26 protein-coding genes are annotated in these 23,459 nt (G+C 64.3%); 18 read left to right on the forward strand and 8 right to left on the reverse strand.

The window, feature by feature from the left end; genetic code table 11:
• Positions 1-14 precede the first annotated feature (14 nt).
• A complete protein-coding gene (locus tag IVB45_RS28185) occupies positions 15-521 on the forward strand; it encodes a thioesterase family protein (RefSeq protein WP_247358742.1) in 507 nt (168 codons plus the stop codon).
• 5 nt (positions 522-526) lie between these two features.
• On the opposite strand, the gene IVB45_RS28190 is transcribed toward IVB45_RS28185, so the two are convergent.
• Positions 527-700 carry a DUF1328 domain-containing protein gene (locus IVB45_RS28190; protein ID WP_007613448.1) on the reverse strand — a complete coding sequence of 58 codons (174 nt, stop codon included), beginning with the start codon at positions 698-700 and terminating at the stop codon, positions 527-529.
• A gap of 241 nt (positions 701-941) precedes the next feature.
• Between IVB45_RS28190 and IVB45_RS28195 the strand changes: the two genes are divergently transcribed.
• From IVB45_RS28195 to IVB45_RS28235, 9 genes are all read left to right on the forward strand, one after another.
• Positions 942-3,488, forward strand: coding sequence for a UvrD-helicase domain-containing protein (locus IVB45_RS28195; RefSeq protein WP_247358740.1), 2,547 nt, complete (start codon positions 942-944; stop codon positions 3,486-3,488).
• 7 nt (positions 3,489-3,495) lie between these two features.
• Positions 3,496-3,786 (forward strand): type II toxin-antitoxin system HicB family antitoxin, encoded by a 291-nt coding sequence (locus IVB45_RS28200; RefSeq protein WP_247358738.1) that lies wholly within the window; start codon positions 3,496-3,498, stop codon positions 3,784-3,786.
• A gap of 88 nt (positions 3,787-3,874) precedes the next feature.
• The gene (locus IVB45_RS28205; protein ID WP_027570749.1) at positions 3,875-4,291 is read left to right on the forward strand and encodes a hypothetical protein; all 417 of its coding nucleotides are present in this window, start codon (positions 3,875-3,877) and stop codon (positions 4,289-4,291) included.
• Complete coding sequence (locus IVB45_RS28210; RefSeq protein WP_027570748.1) at positions 4,291-4,962, forward strand: OmpA family protein; 672 nt, start codon at positions 4,291-4,293, stop codon at positions 4,960-4,962. Before IVB45_RS28205 ends, IVB45_RS28210 begins: the two co-directional genes overlap by 1 nt.
• Before the next feature lie 154 nt (positions 4,963-5,116).
• Positions 5,117-5,653: an Mpo1-like protein gene (locus tag IVB45_RS28215; RefSeq protein ID WP_346015297.1), complete on the forward strand. Its 537-nt coding sequence runs from the start codon at positions 5,117-5,119 to the stop codon at positions 5,651-5,653.
• A gap of 29 nt (positions 5,654-5,682) precedes the next feature.
• Entirely contained in the window at positions 5,683-6,714 is a 1,032-nt protein-coding gene (locus tag IVB45_RS28220) for an NAD-dependent epimerase/dehydratase family protein (RefSeq protein WP_027570746.1), read from the forward strand.
• A 30-nt stretch (positions 6,715-6,744) separates the two neighbouring features.
• On the forward strand, positions 6,745-7,371 hold the full coding sequence (locus IVB45_RS28225) for an isoprenylcysteine carboxylmethyltransferase family protein (protein WP_027570745.1): 627 nt from the start codon (positions 6,745-6,747) through the stop codon (positions 7,369-7,371).
• A gap of 278 nt (positions 7,372-7,649) precedes the next feature.
• Positions 7,650-7,859 (forward strand): hypothetical protein, encoded by a 210-nt coding sequence (locus IVB45_RS28230; RefSeq protein ID WP_247358734.1) that lies wholly within the window; start codon positions 7,650-7,652, stop codon positions 7,857-7,859.
• Between the two features lie 142 nt (positions 7,860-8,001).
• A complete protein-coding gene (locus IVB45_RS28235; RefSeq protein WP_247358733.1) occupies positions 8,002-9,306 on the forward strand; it encodes a sorbosone dehydrogenase family protein in 1,305 nt (434 codons plus the stop codon).
• Between the two features lie 3 nt (positions 9,307-9,309).
• On the opposite strand, the gene IVB45_RS28240 is transcribed toward IVB45_RS28235, so the two are convergent.
• Positions 9,310-10,134, reverse strand: coding sequence for an aspartate dehydrogenase (locus tag IVB45_RS28240; protein WP_247358731.1), 825 nt, complete (start codon positions 10,132-10,134; stop codon positions 9,310-9,312).
• A 37-nt stretch (positions 10,135-10,171) separates the two neighbouring features.
• Positions 10,172-11,089: a LysR family transcriptional regulator gene (locus IVB45_RS28245; protein ID WP_247358728.1), complete on the reverse strand. Its 918-nt coding sequence runs from the start codon at positions 11,087-11,089 to the stop codon at positions 10,172-10,174.
• Positions 11,090-11,236: 147 nt separating this feature from the next.
• On the opposite strand from IVB45_RS28245, the gene IVB45_RS28250 reads away from it, so the two are divergent.
• The 5 genes from IVB45_RS28250 (at position 11,237) to IVB45_RS28270 (ending at position 15,015) form a co-directional block, all read left to right on the forward strand.
• The gene (locus IVB45_RS28250) at positions 11,237-12,535 is read left to right on the forward strand and encodes an MFS transporter (RefSeq protein WP_027570741.1); all 1,299 of its coding nucleotides are present in this window, start codon (positions 11,237-11,239) and stop codon (positions 12,533-12,535) included.
• A 19-nt stretch (positions 12,536-12,554) separates the two neighbouring features.
• On the forward strand, positions 12,555-13,628 hold the full coding sequence (locus IVB45_RS28255) for a tartrate dehydrogenase (RefSeq protein WP_247358726.1): 1,074 nt from the start codon (positions 12,555-12,557) through the stop codon (positions 13,626-13,628).
• A 231-nt stretch (positions 13,629-13,859) separates the two neighbouring features.
• Entirely contained in the window at positions 13,860-14,315 is a 456-nt protein-coding gene (locus tag IVB45_RS28260; RefSeq protein ID WP_027570739.1) for an Hsp20 family protein, read from the forward strand.
• A gap of 116 nt (positions 14,316-14,431) precedes the next feature.
• On the forward strand, positions 14,432-14,749 hold the full coding sequence (locus IVB45_RS28265; protein WP_247358723.1) for a hypothetical protein: 318 nt from the start codon (positions 14,432-14,434) through the stop codon (positions 14,747-14,749).
• A gap of 26 nt (positions 14,750-14,775) precedes the next feature.
• Entirely contained in the window at positions 14,776-15,015 is a 240-nt protein-coding gene (locus tag IVB45_RS28270) for a hypothetical protein (protein WP_346015296.1), read from the forward strand.
• Positions 15,016-15,356: 341 nt separating this feature from the next.
• Here IVB45_RS28270 and IVB45_RS28275 read toward each other — a convergent pair whose 3' ends face one another.
• A complete protein-coding gene (locus IVB45_RS28275) occupies positions 15,357-16,289 on the reverse strand; it encodes a LysM peptidoglycan-binding domain-containing protein (protein WP_247358722.1) in 933 nt (310 codons plus the stop codon).
• A gap of 128 nt (positions 16,290-16,417) precedes the next feature.
• Positions 16,418-17,035: an ABATE domain-containing protein gene (locus IVB45_RS28280; protein ID WP_247358720.1), complete on the reverse strand. Its 618-nt coding sequence runs from the start codon at positions 17,033-17,035 to the stop codon at positions 16,418-16,420.
• A gap of 127 nt (positions 17,036-17,162) precedes the next feature.
• Here IVB45_RS28280 and IVB45_RS28285 point away from each other — a divergent pair, with 127 nt between their 5' ends.
• The gene (locus IVB45_RS28285) at positions 17,163-18,014 is read left to right on the forward strand and encodes an alpha/beta hydrolase (protein ID WP_247358697.1); all 852 of its coding nucleotides are present in this window, start codon (positions 17,163-17,165) and stop codon (positions 18,012-18,014) included.
• A 54-nt stretch (positions 18,015-18,068) separates the two neighbouring features.
• On the opposite strand, the gene IVB45_RS28290 is transcribed toward IVB45_RS28285, so the two are convergent.
• On the reverse strand, positions 18,069-18,662 hold the full coding sequence (locus IVB45_RS28290; protein WP_245287888.1) for a MarR family winged helix-turn-helix transcriptional regulator: 594 nt from the start codon (positions 18,660-18,662) through the stop codon (positions 18,069-18,071).
• Between IVB45_RS28290 and IVB45_RS28295 the strand changes: the two genes are divergently transcribed.
• Positions 18,652-19,863: an ABC transporter substrate-binding protein gene (locus IVB45_RS28295; RefSeq protein WP_247358696.1), complete on the forward strand. Its 1,212-nt coding sequence runs from the start codon at positions 18,652-18,654 to the stop codon at positions 19,861-19,863. The two genes, IVB45_RS28290 and IVB45_RS28295, sit on opposite strands and share 11 nt — an antisense overlap.
• Positions 19,864-19,879: 16 nt before the next feature.
• Complete coding sequence (locus IVB45_RS28300; protein WP_247358694.1) at positions 19,880-21,058, forward strand: cytochrome P450; 1,179 nt, start codon at positions 19,880-19,882, stop codon at positions 21,056-21,058.
• Between the two features lie 75 nt (positions 21,059-21,133).
• Here IVB45_RS28300 and IVB45_RS28305 read toward each other — a convergent pair whose 3' ends face one another.
• On the reverse strand, positions 21,134-22,123 hold the full coding sequence (locus tag IVB45_RS28305; protein WP_247358693.1) for a putative zinc-binding metallopeptidase: 990 nt from the start codon (positions 22,121-22,123) through the stop codon (positions 21,134-21,136).
• 403 nt (positions 22,124-22,526) lie between these two features.
• Entirely contained in the window at positions 22,527-23,240 is a 714-nt protein-coding gene (locus IVB45_RS28310) for a hypothetical protein (RefSeq protein ID WP_247358691.1), read from the reverse strand.
• Positions 23,241-23,459: the final 219 nt, after the last annotated feature.

Here is a 23,459-nt window from a genome sequence, read left to right on the forward strand (position 1 = left end):
CTGGGGAAGGACACATGCCGGAGACTGCTGCCACAACGATCGAGGGCGCGCCGTTCCGCGCCTCGATCATGCAGGTCGAGCCGCAATGGATCGACTACAACGGCCACCTCAACATGGCCTATTATAACGTGATGTTCGACCGCGCGATCGATCAGATGTGGCTGACGCTCGGGATCGGGCCGGGCTACATGAAGGAGCGCGGCGGCTCGACCTTCACTGCCGAATGCCACGTGCGCTATTTGCGCGAAATCCACCTCGGCGATCCCGTGCAGGTCTCGGTCTGGCTGCTGGAAGCCGACGACAAGCGGCTTCACACCTTCCAGGAGCTGCGACACGCCACCGAAGGCTGGCTATCTGCCACGTCGGAGAACATGTCGCTCCACATCGACATGGGCTCACGAAAGGTGGCGGCCTTTCCGCCAGACATAAGCGAGCGCATCGCAGCGGTGGTCGAGACCCACAGCGCGGTGCCACGGCCCGAGGGCATCGGCCGGAACGTGGCGATGCCCTCGAAGCGGTAAGCGCGCTAGACCCTGGTACGGCCGCGGGCCAGACCGACAACGGCCGAGACCAGGAACAACACGACGGCAATGAAGAAGATGATCTTGGCGATTTCGATCGACGCGCCGGCGAGGCCGCCAAAGCCCAGGATACCGGCGATCAGGGCGATAACCAGAAACGTCACTACCCAGCTAAGCATGATCCGAACCTCTGTTTCGATGTCTGTCTGCGATCGGCGCGCCTGACGCGCCTCACTTGCAGAACCAATCGCCAACTCGGAACAATGGTTCCGAGCCGCTAGGGCCGGAAATTCGCCTGACCCGCAGGAACAAATTGGCTTTCCGCGCACGTGGAAAACCTCCGCCCGCGGCCCCATATAGGGACCAATCCCTGTTAAGAAGGCTCCCCTTTCACCACCCCGCGGTGCCAACGTGGGGCAAATGATTCGCATGACCGAGCCGAGCAAGATCACGTCCCAGAGCGTCCCCGACCACCAGCCCGCAGCCGGCGGCATCGCAGCGCGTGCGCGGGCCTCGGTGGGCCCGCAATACCTGTCCGGGCTCAATCCGGAGCAGCGCGAGGCTGTGGAAACGCTGGACGGCCCGGTTCTGGTGCTGGCCGGCGCCGGCACCGGCAAGACCCGCGTGCTGACCACGCGCATCGCCCATATCCTGAGCCAGGGCCGCGCCCGCCCATCCGAAATCCTGTCGGTGACCTTCACCAACAAGGCCGCGCGCGAGATGAAGCACCGGCTGGGTCAGATGCTCGGTCATGCGGTGGAAGGGATGCCGTGGCTCGGCACTTTCCACTCCATCGGCGGGCGCATCCTGCGGACCCACGCCGAGCTGGCGCAGCTCAAGTCGAACTTCACCGTGCTCGACGTCGACGATCAGGTCCGACTGCTCAAGCAGCTTCTGCAAGCCGACAATATCGACGACAAGCGCTGGCCCGCGCGCATGCTCGCCGGCCTCATCGACGGCTGGAAGAATCGCGGCCTGACGCCGTCGCAGGTGCCGTCGGGCGAAGCCGCCGTGTTCGCCAACGGCAAGGGCGGCAAGCTCTATGCGAGCTACCAGGAGCGGCTGAAGATTTTGAACGCCGCCGATTTCGGCGATCTGCTGCTCGAGGACATCCGCATCTTCCGCGAGCACCCGGATATCCTGCGGCAGTACCAGCAGCGCTTCAAATTCATCCTGGTCGATGAGTATCAAGACACCAACGTCGCGCAGTATCTGTGGCTGCGGCTGCTGTCGCAGGCGCCGTCGGCCAATCCGTCATTGCCGGGCTTGCCCCGGCAAGCCATCGATTCTTCGCCGAGCGATGGCGCGGAGGCGCCGCCTCCGGCGCAAGAAAAAACACACGTCAAGAACATCTGCTGCGTCGGCGATGACGACCAGTCGATCTATGGCTGGCGCGGCGCGGAGGTCGACAACATCCTGCGCTTCGACCATGATTTCCCCGGCGCCAAGGTCATCCGCCTCGAGCGCAACTACCGCTCGACCGGCCACATCCTCGCCGCCGCCTCGCACCTGATCGCCCACAACGAGGGCCGGCTCGGCAAGACGCTGCGCACCGAAGACCATGACGGCGAGAAGGTCACGGTGACAGGCTCGTGGGATTCGGAAGAGGAAGCCCGCGGCATCGGCGAGGAGATCGAGCAGATCCAGCGCCAGGGCGACAAGCTCAACGAGATCGCCATCCTGGTGCGCGCGTCCTACCAGATGCGCGAGTTCGAGGACCGCTTCGTCACGCTCGGCCTGCCCTATCGCGTCATCGGCGGCCCGCGCTTCTACGAGCGCGCCGAAATCCGCGACGCGCTGGCCTATCTGCGCGTCATCAATTCGCCGGCCGACGATCTCGCCTTCGAGCGCATCGTCAACACGCCCAAGCGCGGCCTGGGCGATGCCACCGTGCAGATGCTGCACGATCACGCCCGCAAGCGCCGCATTCCGCTGTTCGAGGCGGCGCGCGCGGTGGTCGAGACCGACGAGCTGAAGCCGAAGGCGCGCGGCTCGTTACGCGACGTCGTCGCCCAGTTCGACCGCTGGCGCGCCCAGCGCGAGGTCACCTCGCACACGGAGCTCGCCGAGATCGTGCTCGACGAGAGCGGCTACACCGAGATGTGGCAGAAGGACCGTTCGGCGGACGCCGCGGGCCGGCTCGAAAACCTCAAGGAGCTGGTGCGCTCGATGGAGGAGTTCGAGAATTTGCAAGGGTTTTTGGAGCACATCTCGCTGGTGATGGACCGCGACAGCGGTGCCGATGAGGACGCAGTGTCGCTGATGACCTTGCATTCGGCCAAGGGGCTGGAATTCGACAACGTGTTCCTGCCGGGCTGGGAGGAAGGCCTGTTTCCGAGCCAGCGCACGCTGGACGAACAGGGCCGCGCCGGCCTCGAGGAAGAGCGCCGGCTCGGCCATGTCGGCCTGACCCGGGCCCGCCGCCGCGCCAAAATCTACTTTGCGACCAACCGCCGGATCCACGGCACCTGGTCGACCACGATCCCGTCGCGCTTCCTCGACGAATTGCCGGCCGCCAATGTCGAGATCACAGAATCCAAGGGCGGCTCGGCCTGGGGCGGCACCGGCGGCTACGGCGCCTCCCGCTTCGACGACATGGAAGCGTTCGGCTCCACCTATTCGACCCCCGGCTGGCAGCGCGCCCAGGCCAATCGCAATCGTGGCGGCGGCGGGGGCGGCAATGGCGGCCGCGGCAGCTTCGAGGAACAAGCCTCGTCGTTTTCGTCCCAGTCGTCCTCGCCCGATTTCGGCAGCTTCTCCTCGCGTCGCCGCGGACCGCTGACGATCGAGGGCGAGCTGGTGGCCAAATCCACCGGCACGACCTCGGAATTCTCCCTCTCCGACCGCGTCTTCCACCAGAAATTCGGCTATGGCCGCGTCACCAAGATCGACGGCAACAAGCTCACCATCGCCTTCGACAAGGCGGGGGAAAAGAAGGTCGTGGACAGTTTTGTGCAGCGGGCGTGAGGCCTGCATGCCGCACTACATCGCCATCATCGAGGACGCCGGCCCGGACGAAGCCGTCGGCCTGTGGTTTCCCGACCTGCCCGGCTGCATTTCCGGCGGCGACGACGTCGATGAGGCCCTGGAGAATGCGCCCGAGGCACTCGCGTTCTATGCACAGGAACTGATCGCGGACGGCCGCCAGCTTCCCCCGCCGCGGACATTGGACGAGCTCAAGGCCGACACTGATGTGGCCGACGAGCTCGGGAAGCACACGGTCGCCCTGATCGAATGGCCACCCCTCACTGAGGCCACGGAGTGAGGACTGTTCGCCGCACTGGTCGGACTCTCGACACTTCTCGCCCGAACAGCCCTTGACCACCGCGAACTTCCCCGTATCAGATGCGGCCATGGTCCGGGGCTCCATCACACTGATCTTGCTGGCATTGGTTATGCCGTCGCTTGCGGCGGCGGAGACCATGAGCTTTGGCGATGCGATCGGGATGCTTGCGAAAAGTTGCGGTGCGGAAATCGTTGCCAATTGCCGCGGCGTCAACCCGGATTCGACCCGCCTGAAGGAGTGCCTCTCGCGCAACCGCGACGTGCTCTCGCAACAGTGCCAGAGCGACTATCTCGGTGCCTTCGACGCCATCCAGAAGCGCGTCGCAGCCCGTGTCACCGTGGCGAACGTCTGCCAGCGCGAGATCGTCAAGGTCTGCGGCGGCTCGACCAAGGAGACCAGCAAGGCGGTCCCCTGCCTGGTCTCGACGCCCAAGGGCATCAGCAACAACTGCCTGAAGGCCGTCGACGACGCGGGGTATCGGTGATGCCAGCGAACCGGCTTTCCATCGTCGGAATAACCATCGCGCTCGGCCTCACCTTGCTTGCGGGCGCGGCAGAAGCGCAGACGGCGCCGCCGACCCGCGACGACATCGTCGGCAAGCTCAACCATTTCGAACAAGCCGCCGAGATCGATCTTCCCGCGCTGAAGCTGCAGGTGATGGAGCGGGCCAAGGCCAGGATCAAGAACGATCCCGGTCCGGTGAACCGGCCGCTGATCGCGCCGGATCTGGTCAATTTGCCGACCTTCACCGCGCAGATCCAGTTCGACGCCGACACGCCGATCATCCAGCCGGCGTCCTACCAGACCGTCGGGCGCCTCGCTGACGCGCTGGTCCATGCCTCGCTGCTGCCCTACACGTTCCTGATCGTCGGCCACGTGGAATCCAACGCGAAGACGCGCGAGGCCAACGCGATCCTGAGCCAGCGCCGGGCGGACGCGATTCGCGACGTGCTGGTGAACACGTTCAAGATCTCGACCAAGCGGCTGCATCCGATCGGCCTCGGCGAGGAGCAGTTTCTCGACCGGGCCAGGCCAACCGCGGCCGCCAACGCCCAGTTGCAAATCCTGACCTACGCCAAGGTACCCGAGGAAGCGCCTGCGCATCCGGCTGCGACACCTGCGCCTGCGGCGAAAAAGCCCGCCAAGAAACACTGAACAGACGCGCCACGGCGGCTGGCGGAACCCTTTGAAGTCCTGATCGTTTTGTGACCTGTCTCACAGCGCGACAGCGTGGCCTTGCGCGACAATAGCGCCGGTTTGTGCACCGCCCTATCAGGTGCTATAGGCTTTTTTCGTCCTTCCCGACCCCATGCTGCACGAGACCGAGATGGCCAGTTCTTTTCGACACCAGCTGGCCGACTACGTCGAATATCATCGCGATCCCTGGAACTGCGCGATGCACGTGGTCGGCATCCTCCTGCTCTTCACCGGCGCCGTGCTGCCGCTGACGCTGGTGCATTTCCCGGTGTTCGGGATCGAGGTCAGTCTGGCCGTGATTCTGGCCCTGCCGGTGCTGGTCTACTGGCTGGTGCTGGACGCCGGGATCGGGCTCGGCATCCTCGCCGCGATGATCGTGCTGCTTTCGGTCGCAACCGCGATCGGCAATCAGGTCTCGATCGTCATGATGTGGTCGATTTTTACGGTGCTGATCGGGCTCGGCGTCGCGTCGCAAATCGTCGGCCACAAGGTTTTCGAGGAGCGGCAGCCGTCGATGGTCGACCACCCCACGCATTTTCTGCTTGGACCGATGTTTGTCATGGCAAAATTATTCATCGCATTGGGCTTCCGTCGCGACCTTGCCGCGATTCTGGCGCCTGTTCCGACCAATTCCCTTTCAACCCGATAGTTCTAGACGCGAAACAGCAAACCTTCTGCATGGCTCTCGTACTGGTTACCGGTGGCAGCGGCTTCATCGGACATCATCTCGTAGAAGCGCTCCGCGCCCGTGGGCAGCGGGTGCGTGTCCTCGATGTTCGTGCGCCGGCCACGCCGTATGCCGACGTTGAATATGCCCGTGGCTCGGTGCTGGACGGCGCCGCGGTCGATGCCGCAATTGCGGGTGTCGATCAGGTCTATCATCTCGCCGGCCTGCCCGGCATGTGGGTCGCCGACAAGCAGGCCTTTCACGACGTCAATTGCCGCGGCACCGAGATCGTGCTCGCGGCCGCGATGAAGCGCGGCGTCTCGCGCTTCCTGCACTGCTCGACGGAATCGATCCTGTTCCCCTATTCCGACCTCAACGGTGTTCCCGCCGAAGAGGCGCTGCAGCCGGCCGATGCGATGCCGGGCGCCTACACGCGGTCAAAATCGCTGGCCGAGCATTGCGCCGCGAAGGCCGCAGCTGAAGGTTTTCCGCTGGTGATCGGCACCCCGACCATGCCGATCGGTGCCGCCGACCATAATCTGACGCCGCCGACCGCGATGCTGTGGTACTTCCTGCAGAAGAAAGTGCAGCCGCATCTCGACTTCCCGGTCAATCTCGTCGACGTCCGCGACGTCGCCATGGGCCTCGTGCTGACCATGGAACGCGGACGTAACGGCCAGCGCTACATCCTCGGCGGCGACTGCGTCAGGCTCGGCCAGATTCTGCGGATGATGTCCGCGATGAGCGGCCGCCGGCAATTCCCGGTCGTCGTTCCCGGCAAGATGGCCGAACTGTCGGGCATCATGCTCGAATATCTCTCCGATCGTATCACGCGCCGGCCGCCCAACGGCACCGCCGAGGGCGTGCGCATCGCGCTCGCCGCGAGCGACCTCTCGATCGACAAGGCGCGCACCGAACTCGGCTACGCGCCGCGCCCGATCGAGCCGGTCTTGCGCGAAACCATCACCCATCTTCTCGCCCGCGGCGGCGCGCTTGCCTCCGGCGCCATCGAGCATCACGCGCTCTCCTCGCGCGCCAGCTGAGCTGCCGCCCAACCCAAAGAACCTTTCCGCATGTCCTTCGATTTCAGCAAGCTTCTCTCTGTCGCCTGGGGTGGTTGGACCACGACCTGGCCGACGCAACTGCTCGCCCTGATTTGGCTCGCCTGGCTCGCAAGCTGGGTCGGCGCCTCGTTCTGGCAAGGCCGTACCCAGAAGCAGGTGATGACGCTGGAGTCCGGCCGCTATCGCATTCCGATCCTGGTCGGCGGCATCCTGTTCACGCCCTGGACCGCCGAGGTGCTCGGCGAGAAGCCGCTCTGGGTGTTCAGCAATAATGCTGTCTACGTCGTGGCGCTGATCGTGCTGGCCGGCATCTCCTTCACCTGGTGGGGACGGCTGCATCTTGGACAGTTCTGGTCCAACACCATCACTCACAAGCAAGACCACCGCGTCATCGACACCGGCCCGTACGGCATCGTGCGCCATCCGATCTACACCGGGCTGATCCTCGGCATGCTGGTGACCGGCATCGCGGTCGGCACGGTAACTGCGATGCTCGGCGCCATCCTGATCTCGCTGGGCATGTGGCAGAAGGGCCGGATGGAAGAGGTGTTCCTGTCCAAGGAGCTCGGCGAAGACGCCTACGGCGCCTATTGCCGCCGCGTGCCGATGATCATCCCGTTCCTGTCGCCGCGGTGAGAGCGGGTATCGCTTCAACTCTGTCGTCGCAAGCGTAGCGCGGCTGCACCTCCGGAGTCGTCCTGGCGAAAGCCAGGACCCATTACCCCAGGGAGCGGCTTGGCGGGGATTGCCCGGAACTGAGGCCGCACACAGTCGATGGATTCCGCGGTATGGGTCCTGCTTTCGCCAGGACGACGCCGAGGAAGCTGTGTGCGCAACACACCTGCTGCCAGGAACCCCTGCTGCCTGCGGCCGTTAGCCCCTCGACACCTGCAATGACCGCAGAGCATCGAGCCATGTCCGACGCCTACGATTATTTTCGCGAGCACGCGATCGCCGCCGTCCGCAAGGCGCGGGCGCTGCCGCCCGGGCGGCCGAAGCAGAAGCAGCGCACGGTGGCGCGCGTTTATCATCTCCTCTCCAGGGAGGCGGCGCTCGCGCCGAACATCCATCATCTGGATGATTTTCGCACGGCGCGCCGGGCGGAACGGCAGATCGGCCGCTGATCTCAGGGCATAGCCGGCCGGCGTTCGTCCCATGCAAATTCGAGCGGCTGCCATTCCACGGGAATAGAGCCCCGCGCCCCGTCGCACAGGTTGACGTCTGCCCCGCCAGCCCGTTGGATGCGCGCGCAAACAGGGGCCTCTCATGACTTTTTCCAGCATCTTTGCGCAGTTCGTTGCGCTTCTCGGTGGCATCGCGCTGCAATGGCGAAAGCTGTCGGGCACCGTGCCTGCGCCGGCCTGGGGCCAGTCGCCCGCCATTCCCGAAGCAAAGCCGCAAGGCGCCATCCCGACACTGAAGATGCCGACGGCGCGGGGCTGGAGCGAGGGACAGAAGCCGACGGTCGCACCTGGGCTCAAGGTCAATGCGTTCGCGACCGGTCTCGACCATCCGCGCTGGATCGAGGTGCTGCCCAATGGCGACGTGCTGATTGCGGAGGCGACGCAGATCGCGGGGGCGCCGAGGTCCGTGTTTCACTACGCAATGCAGGCCACGATGCGACGCGCCGCCGCGCTCGGCGTCAGCGCCAACCGCATAACGCTGCTGCGCGACAAGGACGGCGACGGCGTCGCGGAGTATCGCGGCGCGTTCATGGAAAATCTCAGCCAGCCGTTCGGCATGGCGCTGGTCGGCGACACCTTCTATGTCGGCAACACCGACGGCGTGATGGCCTTCCCGTACGTGGCGAATGCCGATCGCATCACCGCGCCGGGCAAGCGCCTCACCAATTTCAAGCCGAACGGCCACTGGACCCGCAGCCTGCTCGCGAGCCCCGACGGCAAAAAACTCTATGCCGGCGTCGGCTCGCTCAGCAACATCGCCGAGATGGGCATGGAGGTCGAGGAAGGCCGCGCCGCGGTCTACGAGCTCGACCTCGTCGCCGGCACGCACCGCATCTTCGGCGCAGGCCTGCGCAACCCCGTTGGTCTCGCCTGGGAGCCAACGACCGGTGTGCTCTGGACCGTCGTCAACGAGCGCGACGGCCTCGGCGACGAAACGCCGCCGGACTATTTGACCTCGGTGCACGATGGCGGCTTTTACGGCTGGCCTTATTGCTACTGGGGCAAGACGGTGGACGATCGCGTGCCGCAGGATCCGACGATGGTCGCCAAGGCGCTCACGCCGGACTACGCGCTCGGCGGCCATACCGCTTCGCTCGGCCTGTGCTGGATGCCGGCGGGCACGCTGCCCGGCTTCCCGAACGGCATGGCGATCGGCCAGCACGGTTCGTGGAATCGCAGCAAGCTGTCAGGCTACAAGTTGGTCTTCATCCCGTTCGAGAACGGCAAGCCTTCGGGTCCCGCACGCGACATCCTGTCCGGCTTCCTCGCGCCCGACGAGAAAGAATCCTACGGCCGCCCGGTCGGCGTCGTGATCGGTCCCGACAAGAAGTCGCTGCTGATGGCCGACGACGTCGGCAACGTGATCTGGCGCGTGACGGGCGCTTGAAGGTTATGTTCCAACACTGAGCGTGGCGCGCTGCTTGCGGAGCAGCGCGATCACGGACAGCGCCGTGATCAACCCGGTCTTGGGATTCTCGGACGGGACGTTCTCGATTGACATCGAGAAGCGCGCGGAATCCGCCTCGACCTCGATGCGGTGAACGTTGCGGGTCACGGTGGGGTCGGCCCAGATCTGCACTTGGGTGCGATCCGGCCCGACGCCCGCGAGCGACAGCGCGACCGCGACGTTGAGATTGGCCGGAAAGCCTTTCGCGGCCTCGCGCGCCGTGCCCTCGAACAGCTTCAACGGCTCGCGCAGATTGTCGATATCGATATTGTTCTGGACGATGAACGGCGCGCCCTTCAAGCCGTCGATCGGCTTGCGCGTGACCATCTTCACCGAATGAATGGTGCCGATCGCAGCCGCGTTGACGGCGTCGAGCCCGATCAGCGCGCCGGTCGGCACCAGGATGCGGCCGCCATTGGCGCGGGCGAGATCGACAAGATCGAAATTGTCGAGTAGCCCACCGACGCTGACCACGACCGCGGCCCTGCCGCGTTTCACTGCGGGCTCGACGATCGCACGGAGTTGGCTGCTCGGCGCGCATTCGACGACGATGTCGGCGGCGTCGCCGAGCTGGTCGAGCGGCAATACGGATGGCGGACGACGCAGGCCGCCGAGCAATTTCTGATGCTTTGTGGGATCGCGCACCGCCACGGCGGAGAGCGTCAATCCCTCGATGCCCTGATCGAGCGCGGTCGCGATCTTGGTGCCGATCGAGCCGAGCCCTGCAATGGCAACCCGCAATTCGTTCGAAGCTTGCCGTTCAGTCATCGCATTACACCTCTCGCACAGCCGATGTCATAGCGCCTCAGGCGTCGCGCGCATAGCTGCGCAGACGCGTCTCGAGCACGGACAGCATCGCGTCGCGGGTCGGGTCACGCGAGCCGCGCAGCCATGCGGCAGCGAGCGGTAGCCGGCCGACGGGTCCGATCTGCTTTGGCCGCAGCGGCACGAAGCGCACGCCTGACACCGCCATCCGCGTGCTCCAGCGCGGCACGATCGCGACCCCGAGCCGGGTTGCGACGAGATTGATGATGGTCTGCTTCTCGTCGGCGACCTGCACGATGCGTGGCGTGAGGCCTGCCTGCTCGAACAGTCTTATCGTGAGATCGTGGCTGTGCGGCCGCGAGCGGCGGTCCGGCACCAGCATCGCTTCGTCGGCGATCTCCACCAGCGTGATCGACTTACGTTTGGCCAACGCGTGGCGCTGCGGGAAGGCCACGATGGCTGTCTCCTGCAGCAGATCGCGGAATTCGAGCCGCTTGTCCGGCTGAGCCGGCGGACGCACGAAGGCGAGATCGAGCGCGCCGGTCAGGATCTTCGGCAGCAGCCGGACGGTCTTCTCCTCCAGAAGCTGCACCCCGACCTCCGGGTGCTTTGCGCGGAAGTCGCGGAGCAATGCCGGTAACAGCCCCGCCGCGGCACTGTCGATCGCGCCGACCCGGAGTTTTCGAGCAGCCCCCGCGCGCGCGCGATTGCGCAGATTGCTCTCGACCGCCTCGACGCGGGCAAGAATGGCACGGGCATCGCGCAGCAGCGTCGCGCCATCTTCCGTCAGCGACACCGCCCGCGTCGTCCGCGCGAACAGCCGCGTATCCAGATCATGCTCCAGCAGCTTGATCTGGCGGCCCAGCGCGGAGGGCAGCATCTGGAGATGCTGTGCTGCGCGGCCGAAATGCAACTGCTCGGCCGCGGCCACGAAGCATCGCAACTGATGCAATTCCATTCGCAGTCCTCTTGGCCTTCCCGGCGAGGATTATATCATTTTTTTGTATAAACCAGCGCCAATTGAGTCCCCCAGCCACTCCCGCCTAGCTTGGCTCCGAAGTGGACCTTCAGGGTCCGCCGTCACAACGGAATCAGGGAGGCTGAGATGGCGACCGAGATTCAGACGCGCGTGCTGCGCAAGATCACATGGCGCATCGTTCCCTTCATCATGCTGCTCTACTTCGTGGCCTTCATCGACCGCGTCAATATCGGCTTCGCCTCGCTGACGATGAACAAGGACATCGGCCTGTCGCCGACCGTCTACGGCTTCGGCGCCGGCATCTTCTTCTGGGGCTACTTCCTGTTCGAGGTACCCTCCAACATCATCCTGCACAAGGTCGGCGCACGGATCTGGATCGCGCGGGTGATGATCACCTGGGGCATTGTGTCGGCCGCGATGGCCTTCGTGCAGGGCCCGACCAGCTTCTACGCGCTGCGCTTCCTGCTCGGCGTCGCCGAGGCCGGGTTCTTTCCCGGTATCATCCTCTATCTCTCCTACTGGTTCCCGGCACGCCAGCGTGCGGCCGTGACTGCGCTGTTCATGGCGGCGGCGCCGCTCTCGACCGTGCTGGGATCGCCCGTTTCGGGCGCGCTGCTGGAGATGGATGGAATGCTCGGCTTCAAGGGCTGGCAATGGCTGTTCGTGCTGGAGGCGCTGCCGGCGGTGCTGCTGGGGTTCGTGGTGCTGGCATTCCTCACAGACCGCCCGGAGAAAGCAAAATGGCTCGCGGATGACGAGCGGCGCTGGCTGGTCGAGACCATGAACGTAGAGACCACCAGCAAAGCTGCGACCGCGAAGCATAGCATCTGGCGAGGGCTCGCCGATCCGCGGGTGCTGGCGCTGGCACTGATCTATTTCGGCACCTCGGCCGGCCTCTACACGCTCGGCGTCTGGGCGCCGCAGATCATCAAGCAGTTCGGCTTGTCCTCGCTCCAGGTCGGATTCCTCAACGCGCTGCCGGCGAGCGCCGCCGTCGTCGCCATGGTGCTGTGGGCGCGCCATTCGGATCGCACCGGCGAGCGCACCTGGCACGTCGTTCTGGCCTGCCTGCTCGCGGCGGCGGGGCTCGCCTTTGCCGGACTTGCGACCGGCGTCGTGACCGTGCTGATCGCGCTGGCGCTCGTCAACATCGGCATCTCCTCGGCGAAGCCACCGCTGTGGAGCATGCCGACGTTATTCCTCTCCGGCCCCGCGGCCGCGGCGGGCATCGCCACCATCAACTCGATCGGCAACCTCGGCGGCTTCGTGGGGCCCGCCATGATCGGCTGGATCAAGGACCAGACCGGCAGCTTTGTCGGCGGGCTCTACTGCGTTGCAGGCCTGCTGGTTCTCTCCGCGGTCCTGACCCTGCTATTGTCGCGGGCGCAGACCGCCCGCGTCGAACCCGTCACGCAATCCCACTGACACCCAACGGAGCATCCTCATGCGTACCCATTCGATTGCAGCGATCCCCGCCGACGGCATCGGCCCCGAGGTCATCTCCGCCGGCGTTCGCGTGCTGGAGGCGCTGGCCAAACGCAGCGGCGACCTCGCCTTCAACATCAAGACGTTCGACTGGGGCTCGGACTATTACAAGAAGCACGGCGTCATGATGCCGGCCGACGGCCTCGACGAGTTGAAGAAGTTCGACGCGATCTATTTCGGCGCGGTCGGTGCGCCCGACGTGCCCGATCACATCACGCTGTGGGGGCTGCGGCTGCCGATCTGCCAGGGCTTTGACCAATACGCCAATGTGCGGCCGACCAAGATCTTGCCGGGCGTCGCCTCGCCGCTGCGCAATGTCGGCGTCGGCGACCTCGACTGGGTGATCGTGCGCGAGAATTCGGAGGGCGAGTATGCCGGCATGGGCGGCCGCGCCCACAGGGGTCTCCCGGAAGAGGTCGGCACCGAGGTCGCGGTGTTCACCCGCGTCGGCGTCACGCGGATCATGCGCTATGCGTTCGAGCTCGCGCGGTCGCGCCCACGCAAGTTCCTGACCGTTGTGACCAAGTCGAACGCGCAGCGCCATGGCATGGTGATGTGGGACGAGATCGCGGCCGAGGTCGCGGGAGAATTCCCTGATGTGACCTGGGACAAGATGCTGGTCGACGCCATGACGGTGCGCATGACGCTGCATCCGAAGAGCCTCGACACCATCGTCGCGACCAATTTGCACGCCGACATCCTCTCCGACCTCGCCGGCGCGCTGGCAGGAAGCCTCGGCGTCGCGCCGACCGGCAATATCGATCCGCAGCGCCGCTTCCCCTCGATGTTCGAGCCGATCCACGGCTCGGCCTTCGACATCACCGGCAAGGGCATCGCCAACCCGGTTGCGACATTCTGGACCGGCGCGCAGATGCTGGAGCATCTCGGCGAAAAAGACGCGGCGGTGCGGTTGATGGCGGCGGTGGAGAAAGTATGCGCAGCCGGCGTGCTGACACCGGATGTCGGTGGCACGGCGACGACGAAGGACGTGACTGATGCCGTGATCGAGGCGATCCAGGGATCGAACGTGTAGTCCGAACTACGTCTCTCCCTCCCCGTTCTTGCGGAGAGAGTGTAGGAGCGGGAGCCGCCAGGGATTCCAAAAAATTTTGGACCCCCTCTTGAAACCAAAACGGGCTTTTTTTATTTTTCCGCTGCCGCCGAGAGGTGGCGTTCCCGACGCCTGGTGGGTCGGGAAACTGAGACGGGCACCGGTCGTGTCCGGTGTCGTTCGTATCCATTTTGCTCCTTGGAGGATCTGGCTATGCGCACTTGCGACTTTTCTCCCTTGTGGCGTTCGACGGTTGGCTTCGACCGCCTTTTCGACCTCGTTGAAACGGCACAGCGTGCCGGCGAGGACAACTATCCCCCCTACAACATTGAACGCCTCAGCGAGGATCGCTACCAGATTTCGCTTGCGATTGCGGGCTTCTCACCCAACGAAGTCACGGTGACGGCCGAGCAGAACGCGGTGACCGTCGAGGGAAACAAGCCGGACAGAACCGAACGCGAATATCTCTACCGGGGCATTTCCGCGCGGCCGTTCAAGCGGCAGTTTAACCTGGCCGATTATGTTCAGGTGCACAGCGCCTCGTTCGAGAACGGCCTGCTCAAGATCGAACTGGTCCGGGAAATCCCTGAAGCCATGAAGCCGCGGCGAATTGCCATCAATGCCGCGCCGTCCGGCAACGTGCATCAACTCGAAGGCAAAGCCGCCTGAATTCGGTCTGTCGGAGACCCGGTGATCCCGCCCGATGGTCGGGCGGGATCGGCCATGGCTTTCGACCGCGTACCCGAATGCAAGTCAGAGGTTTAGAGAAAGGAGGAGGACCTCTCATGCTCGATCATGTCGACAACATCATCGATCTGAACGCGATATTGCACCCTGGCTCTGTCTATGATCATCCCCGCGACGTCATAGCCGATCCAACGCTGTCGATCGGCGAGAAGCGCGCGATCCTTGCGTCCTGGGCGTCGGACGCAGCCAGTGTCGCCTCGTGTCCGACATTGCGGGAGCTGCCCGGCTCGGGCAAAGCCGTCACCATCGACGAAATTCTGGAAGCGCTCGCGAGCCTCGACCACCATCCGAAGGGGCCTCCGGGCGGCAAGCCGGTCCGCACGCGATCGGTCGAGCGAACCGGCCTCGCAGCCTAGGCAACGACAGCTCTACGGAGATTGCGATGAGGGTCGATGAAGAGCTGGCCTTTGTTGCGCGGCCACCGCAGCAACATCAGCCGCTATCAGCGGTGCTCAAGACCGAGCTGACCGAGTTCGAACGGCGGTTCATCGAACGACGCGTGTCCGAGGAGCGCTCGGCGATCGAGAAGGTCGCCGTCTCCGCCTTTCCGCTCACCTTTCAGGCTCCGAACCGGGCGATGGGGAACGCAACCACGCGCCTGACGGCGAGCAGCCACGGGTAATCGACATGCCCGAACAGCTCCCGACATTCGAAGTGTTCCTGAAGAAATGCGGTCGAAGGACATGGCGGTGGCGTGTCTGCACGACGGAAGGACGCCTGGTCATGCACGGCTGCGAAAACGGCCGACCCGCCGCCAAATATGCGGCTGAAAGGACGTTGTTTCTGATGCTTCTCGCCGCGCCTTATCGCCCGGCGGGCCGGGCTTCCGCCACGGCTCGCTCCTCCTTGGCGACACCCGCCTCAAGATGGCTGCCACGGCACAAGATGCGTGAATGACAGGTGCCGCGGGGATGGTGCCTGGCATCAGCCAAGCCCATCTCCGCCATCTCCGTTGCTGACCGCTTACCGCCGTGCGGGCGGCGGGGTCGCCATGGCGGCTGTCGGCTCCGGCGGCGTCAGGTGGCGCGGGACGATGATGGACTGGCCCGGGGTGAGCGTGGCGTTCTCCGGCAGCGAATTGCTCTGCGCCAGCGACCACAGCGGCACGCGATTGGCTGCCGCGATGCTCTCCATGGTGTCGCCGCGGCGTACCGGTAGCCGTACGCCACTGTCCCACAATTCGACCAGCGTATTCGCCGGCACGAGATAGCGCAGCGGCACGGCATCGACCTGCGTCTGGGGCGGGATGCGCGGCAACTGCGTGACCATGTCGACGATCTGACGGTGGATGTCGTCGGACTTCTCGATGTTGATGTGGCTGACCCGCGCGTTCTCCTTCAGGTCATAGCTCGCATAGTGACCGCGATAACCCGGCACCGCGACCACGTTGCCGCCGCCAAGCACACTGTCGGATAGGTAGATGTTGATGAAGCGCTCGACATTGAGCGGCACGTCGCCGGTCGCATGCGCGGGATCGATGGTAATGACGAGGCTGATCGGGACGTTCTCCTTGGCCGCCATCTCGGAGATGACGATCGAGCAAAGCCCGCCCATCGAATGCCCGATCAGCACGATCGGCGCCGGCGTTTCCTTGTAGCTCGAGATGGCGCGGTCACCGATCCATCGGCAGATGGTGAATTCATAGACGTTGGCCGAAAAGCCGGCCTGCGTCAGCTTCTCTTCGAGCCGGTCCATGCCGGTGGAGAAGAACGGTCCCATGGCGCCACGAAACAGGTAGATTTTCGGCGGCGGCAATGGCTCGAACGGTGGGGGCGGCGGCGCGGCCGGTGCGGCCGCGGCGGGCTTCGTCTTGGCAGGTGAGGCAACGGCCGTCCCGGTGCTGAAGGCGAGCAGCGCAACGGCTGCCAGCGCGAGGAGTCGCCTCAAATCGATCATCAGTCCAGCAGTCCCACTCCGGGAGGCTGCAGCCTCCCCCAAAGGCGCTTAGTGACGGTCGATTGGGTGGAATTTGGGGCACGGAACCGGGGCTCGATCCACGCTCATTCCAGCATCTCGACACCCAATCACTGCATGCTCTTGAGCCTGCTGCGGTGGGCGGCCTGTTTCGCGCGGTTGCCGCAGACCGCCATGATGCACCATCGCCGCGCGCGCCGGCGCGTGTGGTCGGCGAACAGCATGGTGCAGTTATGCCCCTCGCACGCCTTGACGTTCGAAAAGTCCTCGTCGCAGACGAACTTCGCCATGGCTTCGCCAACCGGCAGCAATAGCGCTTCCGGCGATCGCCAGCGCCGCTTGATTCGCAATGCCAGAGCGCCGCCATCGTGAGGCCCGGGCTCGATCCGGCTGAAGGCTTCGTCGCGCTCCAGCAGGCTGTTCAATGGACCGAGCTCGCGCAAGGCATCTGTCGTGAGCGGCCGGCCCGCATGCTTGCGCACGAACCCCCTGAACCATTCGCGCAAGGCGCGCGCCTGATCCGCGACCTTGTCCAGCTCGTCCGGCGTGGCACGTGCTGTCAGCGCGTGCAGATCATCCGCCGGCACCAGCTTCGCTTGTGCCAGCCAGTCGATCAGGCCATCGCCGTCGTCGATCCAGTCCACGGGCGTATCGACCGGCGTCGCCACCGAGTTGAGGAAGTCGAGGCCGAGCGAGTCGGCGATGAACATGGCAGGCGCGCGGTCCATGAGCGGTCCTTGGCCGGTCGGGATAAGATGGACATAGATAACCAGTTAAAACGTCATTGACAAGTTACGGGGCCTGACAGTAACCTCTTAAAAAGCTTTTATAAGGTTACTGCAAATGGAGAATGTCATGGCCTCAATCACGTACCGCAGCGCGGATGTCGACGGATTCAAGGTGGCCTATCGCGAAGCCGGCCTTATCGGAGCGCCAAAAATCCTGCTGCTGCACGGCTTCCCCAGCGCAGGTCACATGTTTCGTGACCTCATTCCGCTGCTTGCTGACAGGTTTCATATTGTGGCGCCCGACCTTCCCGGCTTCGGCCAGTCCGACATGCCTTCGCGCGAAAGCTTCCGTTACACGTTCGATAACGTCGCACGCGTGATCGAACGCTTCGCCGAAATGATCGGTTTCGACCGCTTCGCGGTCTACGTCTTCGACTACGGCGCGCCGACTGGTTTCCGGCTTGCGCTCAGCCACCCCGAGCGGATCACGGCGATCATCTCGCAGAACGGCAACGCCTATGAGGATGGCCTTAGCGACAACTGGACTCCGCTCAAGACCTATTGGCAGGATCCCTCGCCGGCCAATCGCGAGGCGCTCCGCGCGCTCCTCACGCCGGAAGCCACGCGCTGGCAGTACACGCATGGTGTTGCCGATCCGACGACCGTGTCACCGGACGGCCAGAACCTCGACAATTTCTACCTCGCGCGCCCGGGCTCGGATGACGTGCAGCTCGACCTGTTCGGCGACTACAAGAGCAACGTCGCGCTTTATCCCGTCTTCCAGGAGTATTTCCGCACGCACCAGCCGCCGTTCCTCGCGGTCTGGGGCAAGAACGATCCGTTCTTCATTCCGCCCGGCGCCGAAGCGTTCAAACGCGACAATCCGAACGCCGTGGTGCAGTTCTTTGACACCGGCCATTTCGCGCTGGAGACGCACGCGAAGGAGATCGCGGACAGCATTCGCGCGTTCTTGACCTAGCAGGAGCAACGGCCATGGCCCTTGTCGGGCGGCACGCCCGCCGATGCGGGCCACCTAGAGCGGCAGGATCCGATTTAATAGTTCGAGCAGGGTGCGCTGCTCGGCTTCGCTGAGCGGCACGAGCATCTTCTTGTTGTACGGCTCCGTCAGGCTCGTCGCCTCGTGGATGAGCTTGGCGCCCTTTGGCGTCAGCACGAGCTCGACGGCGCGGCGATCCGCCTTGGAGCGGTTGCGCTTGATGAAGCCCGACGACTCCAGCTCATTCAGGATCTTGATCAGATTGGGCAGGCGCAGCCGCAGCAGGCTTGCGAGGCTGCTTGGCGGAACGCCGGGATTGTCGCGAATGACGACGAAGATCGCATAGGTCGCGGGGGTCACGCCCAATGCGGCGAACGCTTCGTAGAAGCCCTCGAAGAATTTCAGCTGTGCGAGCCGAAGCATGAAGCCCGGCGTGCGCTGGAGCGCCTGCAAATTCAACGATTTCTCCGGCTGCTGGCCGGACTTCCCTGCGGGTTTCACGAACTCATGATCCTCGAACCGCGGCGGCCCAAGAATCCGCCGAATTGACTCTCCCGAAAATAGATATAAAATATAACTATTATTTAGCGGCACCAAGACCGCCCACGGGAGGGAGACAATGAACAGCAAATTTCTGCATAAATTGTGCATTTCGGCCTTGATGCTGGCTGCGGCGGGGCCGGCCCTCGCTCAGGACGTGGTGAAGATCGGCATCCTGAACGACCAGTCGGGGCCGTTCGCGAGCTATCAAGGCATAGGCTCCGTCGTCGCCGCCAAGATGGCGGTGGAGGATTTTGGCGGAAAGGCCGGCGGCAAGCCGGTCGAGGTCGTCGCCGCGGACCACCAGAACAAGACGGACATCGGGATCGGCATCGCGCGGCGCTGGTACGAGAACGACGGCGTCGACGCGATCTTCGACATTCCGAACTCGTCGATCGCGCTCGCCGTCGCCGGCATGAGCGCCGAAAAGAACAAGGTCTTCGTCGGATCGGGCGCCGGTACGGTGCTGCTGACCGGCGAAAAATGCACGCCGAACACCGTGCACTGGACCTACGACACCTATGCCTACGGGCGCGGCCTCGGCAAGGCGATCGTCCAGCAGGGTGGCAAGAAATGGTTCTTCATCACCGCTGACTACGCCTTCGGTCACGATCTGGAAAAACAGGCGGCGGAGGCCGTCAAGGCGTCCGGCGGCGAGGTGCTCGGCAGCGTCCGGCATCCGTTGGGAACGGCCGACTACGCCTCTTTCCTGCTCCAGGCCCAGGCGTCGGGCGCGAACGTCGTCGGCTTCGCCAATGCCGGTGACGACACCATCACGTCGATGAAGCAGGCCGCCGAGTTCGGTCTGACCAAGGACCATAAGCTGGTCGGGTTGATCCTGGGCATGAACGGCCTCCCCGCGCTCGGGTTGAAGTTTGCGCAAGGCGCGCAGATCATGAACCCGTTCTACTGGGATCTGAACGACGGCACGCGGGCTTTCGCCAAGCGGTTCGCCGAACGCATTCCGTCGAAAGCCTATCCGAACGACATGCAGGCCGGCGTCTACGCCTCGGTGATTCACTACCTCAAAGCGGTCGACAAGGTCGGCAGTGCCAAGGACGGCAAGGCGGTGCTGGCGGCGATGAAGGAGATGCCGACCGACGATCCGCTGTTCGGCAAGGGTTACATCCGCAAGGACGGCCGCAAGATCCACCCGCTCTATCTGCTCCAGGTCAAGGCGCCGGAAGAGTCGACATCGACTTGGGACCTGCTGAAGGTGGTCGCCACGATCAAGGGTGAGGACGCGTTCCGCCCCGAGAGCGAAGGCCAGTGTCCGCTAACCAGGCAATAGTGGACGGGAGCTGACCATGAACGGCATTGCATCCAGTCCGGCCGACCCGTTTGCGCCAGATTTCCTGATGGACCCCTATCCCGCCTATGAGGCGTTGCGCGCGCTCGGTCCCGCGTTCGCGTTGGAGCGCTACGGCGTGTGGGCCATGGCAGGCTATGCCGAAGTCGAGCCGGCCCTGAAGGACTGGAAGACGTTCATCAGCGGCGAGGGTGTCGGGCTGCACGGGATGAACCCGGCCCTGCCAAAGCCGCTGACGCTCCAGATCGATCCTCCCGACCACGACAAGGGCCGCCGCGTGCTCGGCCGCACCCTGTCCCCGGGTGTCGCGCGGCGACTGCGCGAGACGTTTCAGAAGGAAGCGGAGAAGAAGGTTTCGGAGCTGATCGACAAGGGCACGTTCGATGCCGTCACCGATCTCGCCGAGGCCTACCCGATGAAGGTATTTCCGGATGCGATTGGCATCCGGCCGGACGGCCGCGACAGGCTGCTGGCCTGGAGCACGTTCGTGTTCGACAGCTTTGGCCCGGAGAACGAAACGTTGGCGGCGTCACGACAAGCCGGCCTCGCGGCGCAGAGCTGGATCATGGAATGCTGTGCGCGAGATGCGTTGCAACCGGACGGGCTCGGCATGATGATCTACCAGGCGGCTGACGACGGCGAGATCAGCGAGCATGAAGCAACCCATCTGGTGCGACCGTTCCTCACCGCCGGGATCGACACCACCGTCAACGGTATCGGCAATACGCTGCTCGCGCTCGCCGCTCACCCGGATGAATATCGCAAGCTGCACCACAAGCCGGAGCTGGCGCGCAATGCCTTCGAGGAAGGGCTGCGTTATGATTCACCGGTACAGACGTTCTTCCGCACCACCTCGCGCGATGTCGAGATCGGCGGCGGCGTGATCCCCGCACACGGCAAGGTCCTGCTGTTCATGGCCTCCGCCAACCGCGATCCCGCGCGCTGGGACCGAGCCGACCGTTTCGACGTCGAACGGCTCGCGACCGGGCATGTCGGTTTCGGCGCCGGCATCCACGCCTGCGTCGGCCAGATGATCGCACGCCTGGAAGGCGAATTGATCTTCGGCGAGCTCGCAAGGCGCGTGAAGACCATCGAGCTCACGGCAGAGCCGAGGCGCAGGCTCAACAATTCCCTGCGTGGGCTGAAGAGCATGCCCGTGCGGGTGACGGCTGCCTAGAGCATGATTGGTTCTGATCGAATCAGAACCAAAGCCCTAGATTCTTGCTTCAAACGGGGCTGTCCCCCGCGAAATTTACGCCGCCAGGCTCTGCTGATCGCGGAATGCGCTGATCGCCATGTGGACGAGATGCAGCTTGCCTTTGACCGCCGGCGATATGTCGAACGGATATGCGTCGCTCATGCCGAGCGAGCGGTTGAGTTCGTTGATGCTGCGAGCAAGCGGCATCCACAGGGCCAAAAGTGCCTCGAAGTCGCTCTCGAGATAGGGATCCGTCAGGGTCTGACGGGCGCGCTCGTCCAGCGACAACGGCAAACCTGCCAGCGAGTCGAGCGTCGCCACGATATGCAGGAAATGCGCGAACGTTTCCGCCCAATCCTCCCAGGGGTGGGACGTGGCGTACTCGCTGATGAAGCCGCTTCGGTCGTATGAACGATCGGCGCGGCTGTAATAGGAGTTGATCGCGGCCTGATAGTCCTGCGCCTGGTCACCGAAGATCAGCTTGAACGGGGCCTGGAACGTCGTGCCGTCAACGAGCAGGTCCCAATAGAAGTGACCGATCTCGTGCCGGAAATGCCCGAGCAGCGTGCGATACGGCTCCCGGAACGCCACGCGGCGAGCTTCTCGCTCGACATCATCGGCCTCCGCAAGGTTGAGCGTGATCAGACCCGAGAGATGCCCCGTCAGGATCGGACTGACCTCGTCCGAGAGAATGTCGAACGCCAATGGTGCGCCGGTGCGCGATGCAAGCGGAAGCCTGAGGCGACTGAGATCATAGAGAAGACGGCGCTTGGCTTCCTCCATCCGGCGCCAGAGCATGATGTTTCTGGTGCTGCCGAGATTCGGAATCGTGCGCGTGAGGCGGCACGAGTCGCAATACCAGTCCGCGCCCTCGACACACCAGTTGCAACCGATGATTTCGCGGTTACGGCAAGATTGATGGGATGCAAGTTTCGTCATCTCGATGCGCGAGGAATCGAACGCCAGCTCGGTGCTGCAATTCGCGCACGCGACGTGCTCGAACGAGACAGGATGGCGGCATGACGGGCACTGATAAATCTTCACGTGGACTGGCCCCAGACAGACGGCACACCGGAAAAACGGCCTGTCGATTCGAGGAACTCTTAACTCTTGCGACCGTCGCGGTTGCCGGCGAGCAACGCCCGCTGCGTTCGCAGCGCGTGCTGCCTCAACAGGCCGGCTCGCTTCGCGCTCAACTGGCTCAATTGAGGCTGCGGCTTTTTCTCAAGGACGTTTTCGGAAACAGGCCGACCGGCCCACGCCCGCTCGGGCTGAACCGCCATGGGACCGACGTTTCGTTTCCTTGTCATGGTGTGACAACACCAGATCGTGTGCAGAGTTCCCTTCACTCGACCGGCGGGTGATCGAGCTTGGCTTGTGCAGATACGACAATGCCGCCGTCGGCATGACGGCGGCATTGTCAATTCAGCGGCTTGCGGCGAAAGGCTTAATTCCGGGGAGCCGTTGCCGCCGCCGAGCGCGCCGGCCTGGGGGCGCCGGGTTCGGCAACCGGAGCAGGTGCGCGCGAGCGCATGATTGCAGCGTCGATCTCGGCAATCACGCGGCGCTGGATCGCCTCGTTCTTGTCGATCGAGATGTGGCCGACGCCGGACCCGCGGACGTCGACATTGTCGAGCTTGCCGCGAAAACCGTCCGCGCGCTTTACCGGCTCGCCGGGGCCGTCACCGATATAGATGTTGATGTAGCGCTCCGCGCCGGTCGACAGCTTGGTCTTGAACACGGAGTCGAGCCCGATCGCGAGTTTCACGGGCACGCCGAGACGGTTGAGCTTGGCGATCATGTCCGGCAGCGCCGTCGCGCCGGAGGAATGCCCGACCAGCACGATGGTCCTGAGCCGGCCGGCCTTGTAGGCGGTGGCGGCCTCATCGGCGAGCGAGGACCAGGACACGAAATTCGAGACGGTCACCGGGATGCCCTGCGCCTGGAGCCGGGCGCCGATGGTGTCGAGCCCGAGCGAGAAGATGTTGAGCACGCCGCGGAGCAGGTAGACATGCGTGGTCGCGACCGCAGCCTGGCTCGGCGCCGCCTTGGCGGTGGTCGGGCTCATGGCAACAGCTGACAGCAGGAGCAGGCCCATCGCCCAGGCACGGAGGGCGGACAACTGGCTGGCGCCAGCGGTGTGACGGCCGTTCGGTCTCATCGATCTTTTCCTTGGGAATATGCTTCGGCCGGAATCGTAGCCATGGCCTGCTCGCAGACGCAACAAAGAGCCGCGTGAACGACGATCTTAGCAGCAAGTCGTGACCATCGCGCAACACTTGCCTGAAACCTGCCTCGGAAGGGCCTGTTTCGAGGCCATTTTTCTCCGGCTAATTGCAGCCGCGCAAGGGCATTCCTATCTCAGGGCTCCGCTGACCCG

Origin of the sequence: Bradyrhizobium sp. 4, from assembly GCF_023100905.1 — a bacterium.
In the GTDB taxonomy this organism is placed as follows: Bacteria; Pseudomonadota; Alphaproteobacteria; order Rhizobiales; family Xanthobacteraceae; genus Bradyrhizobium.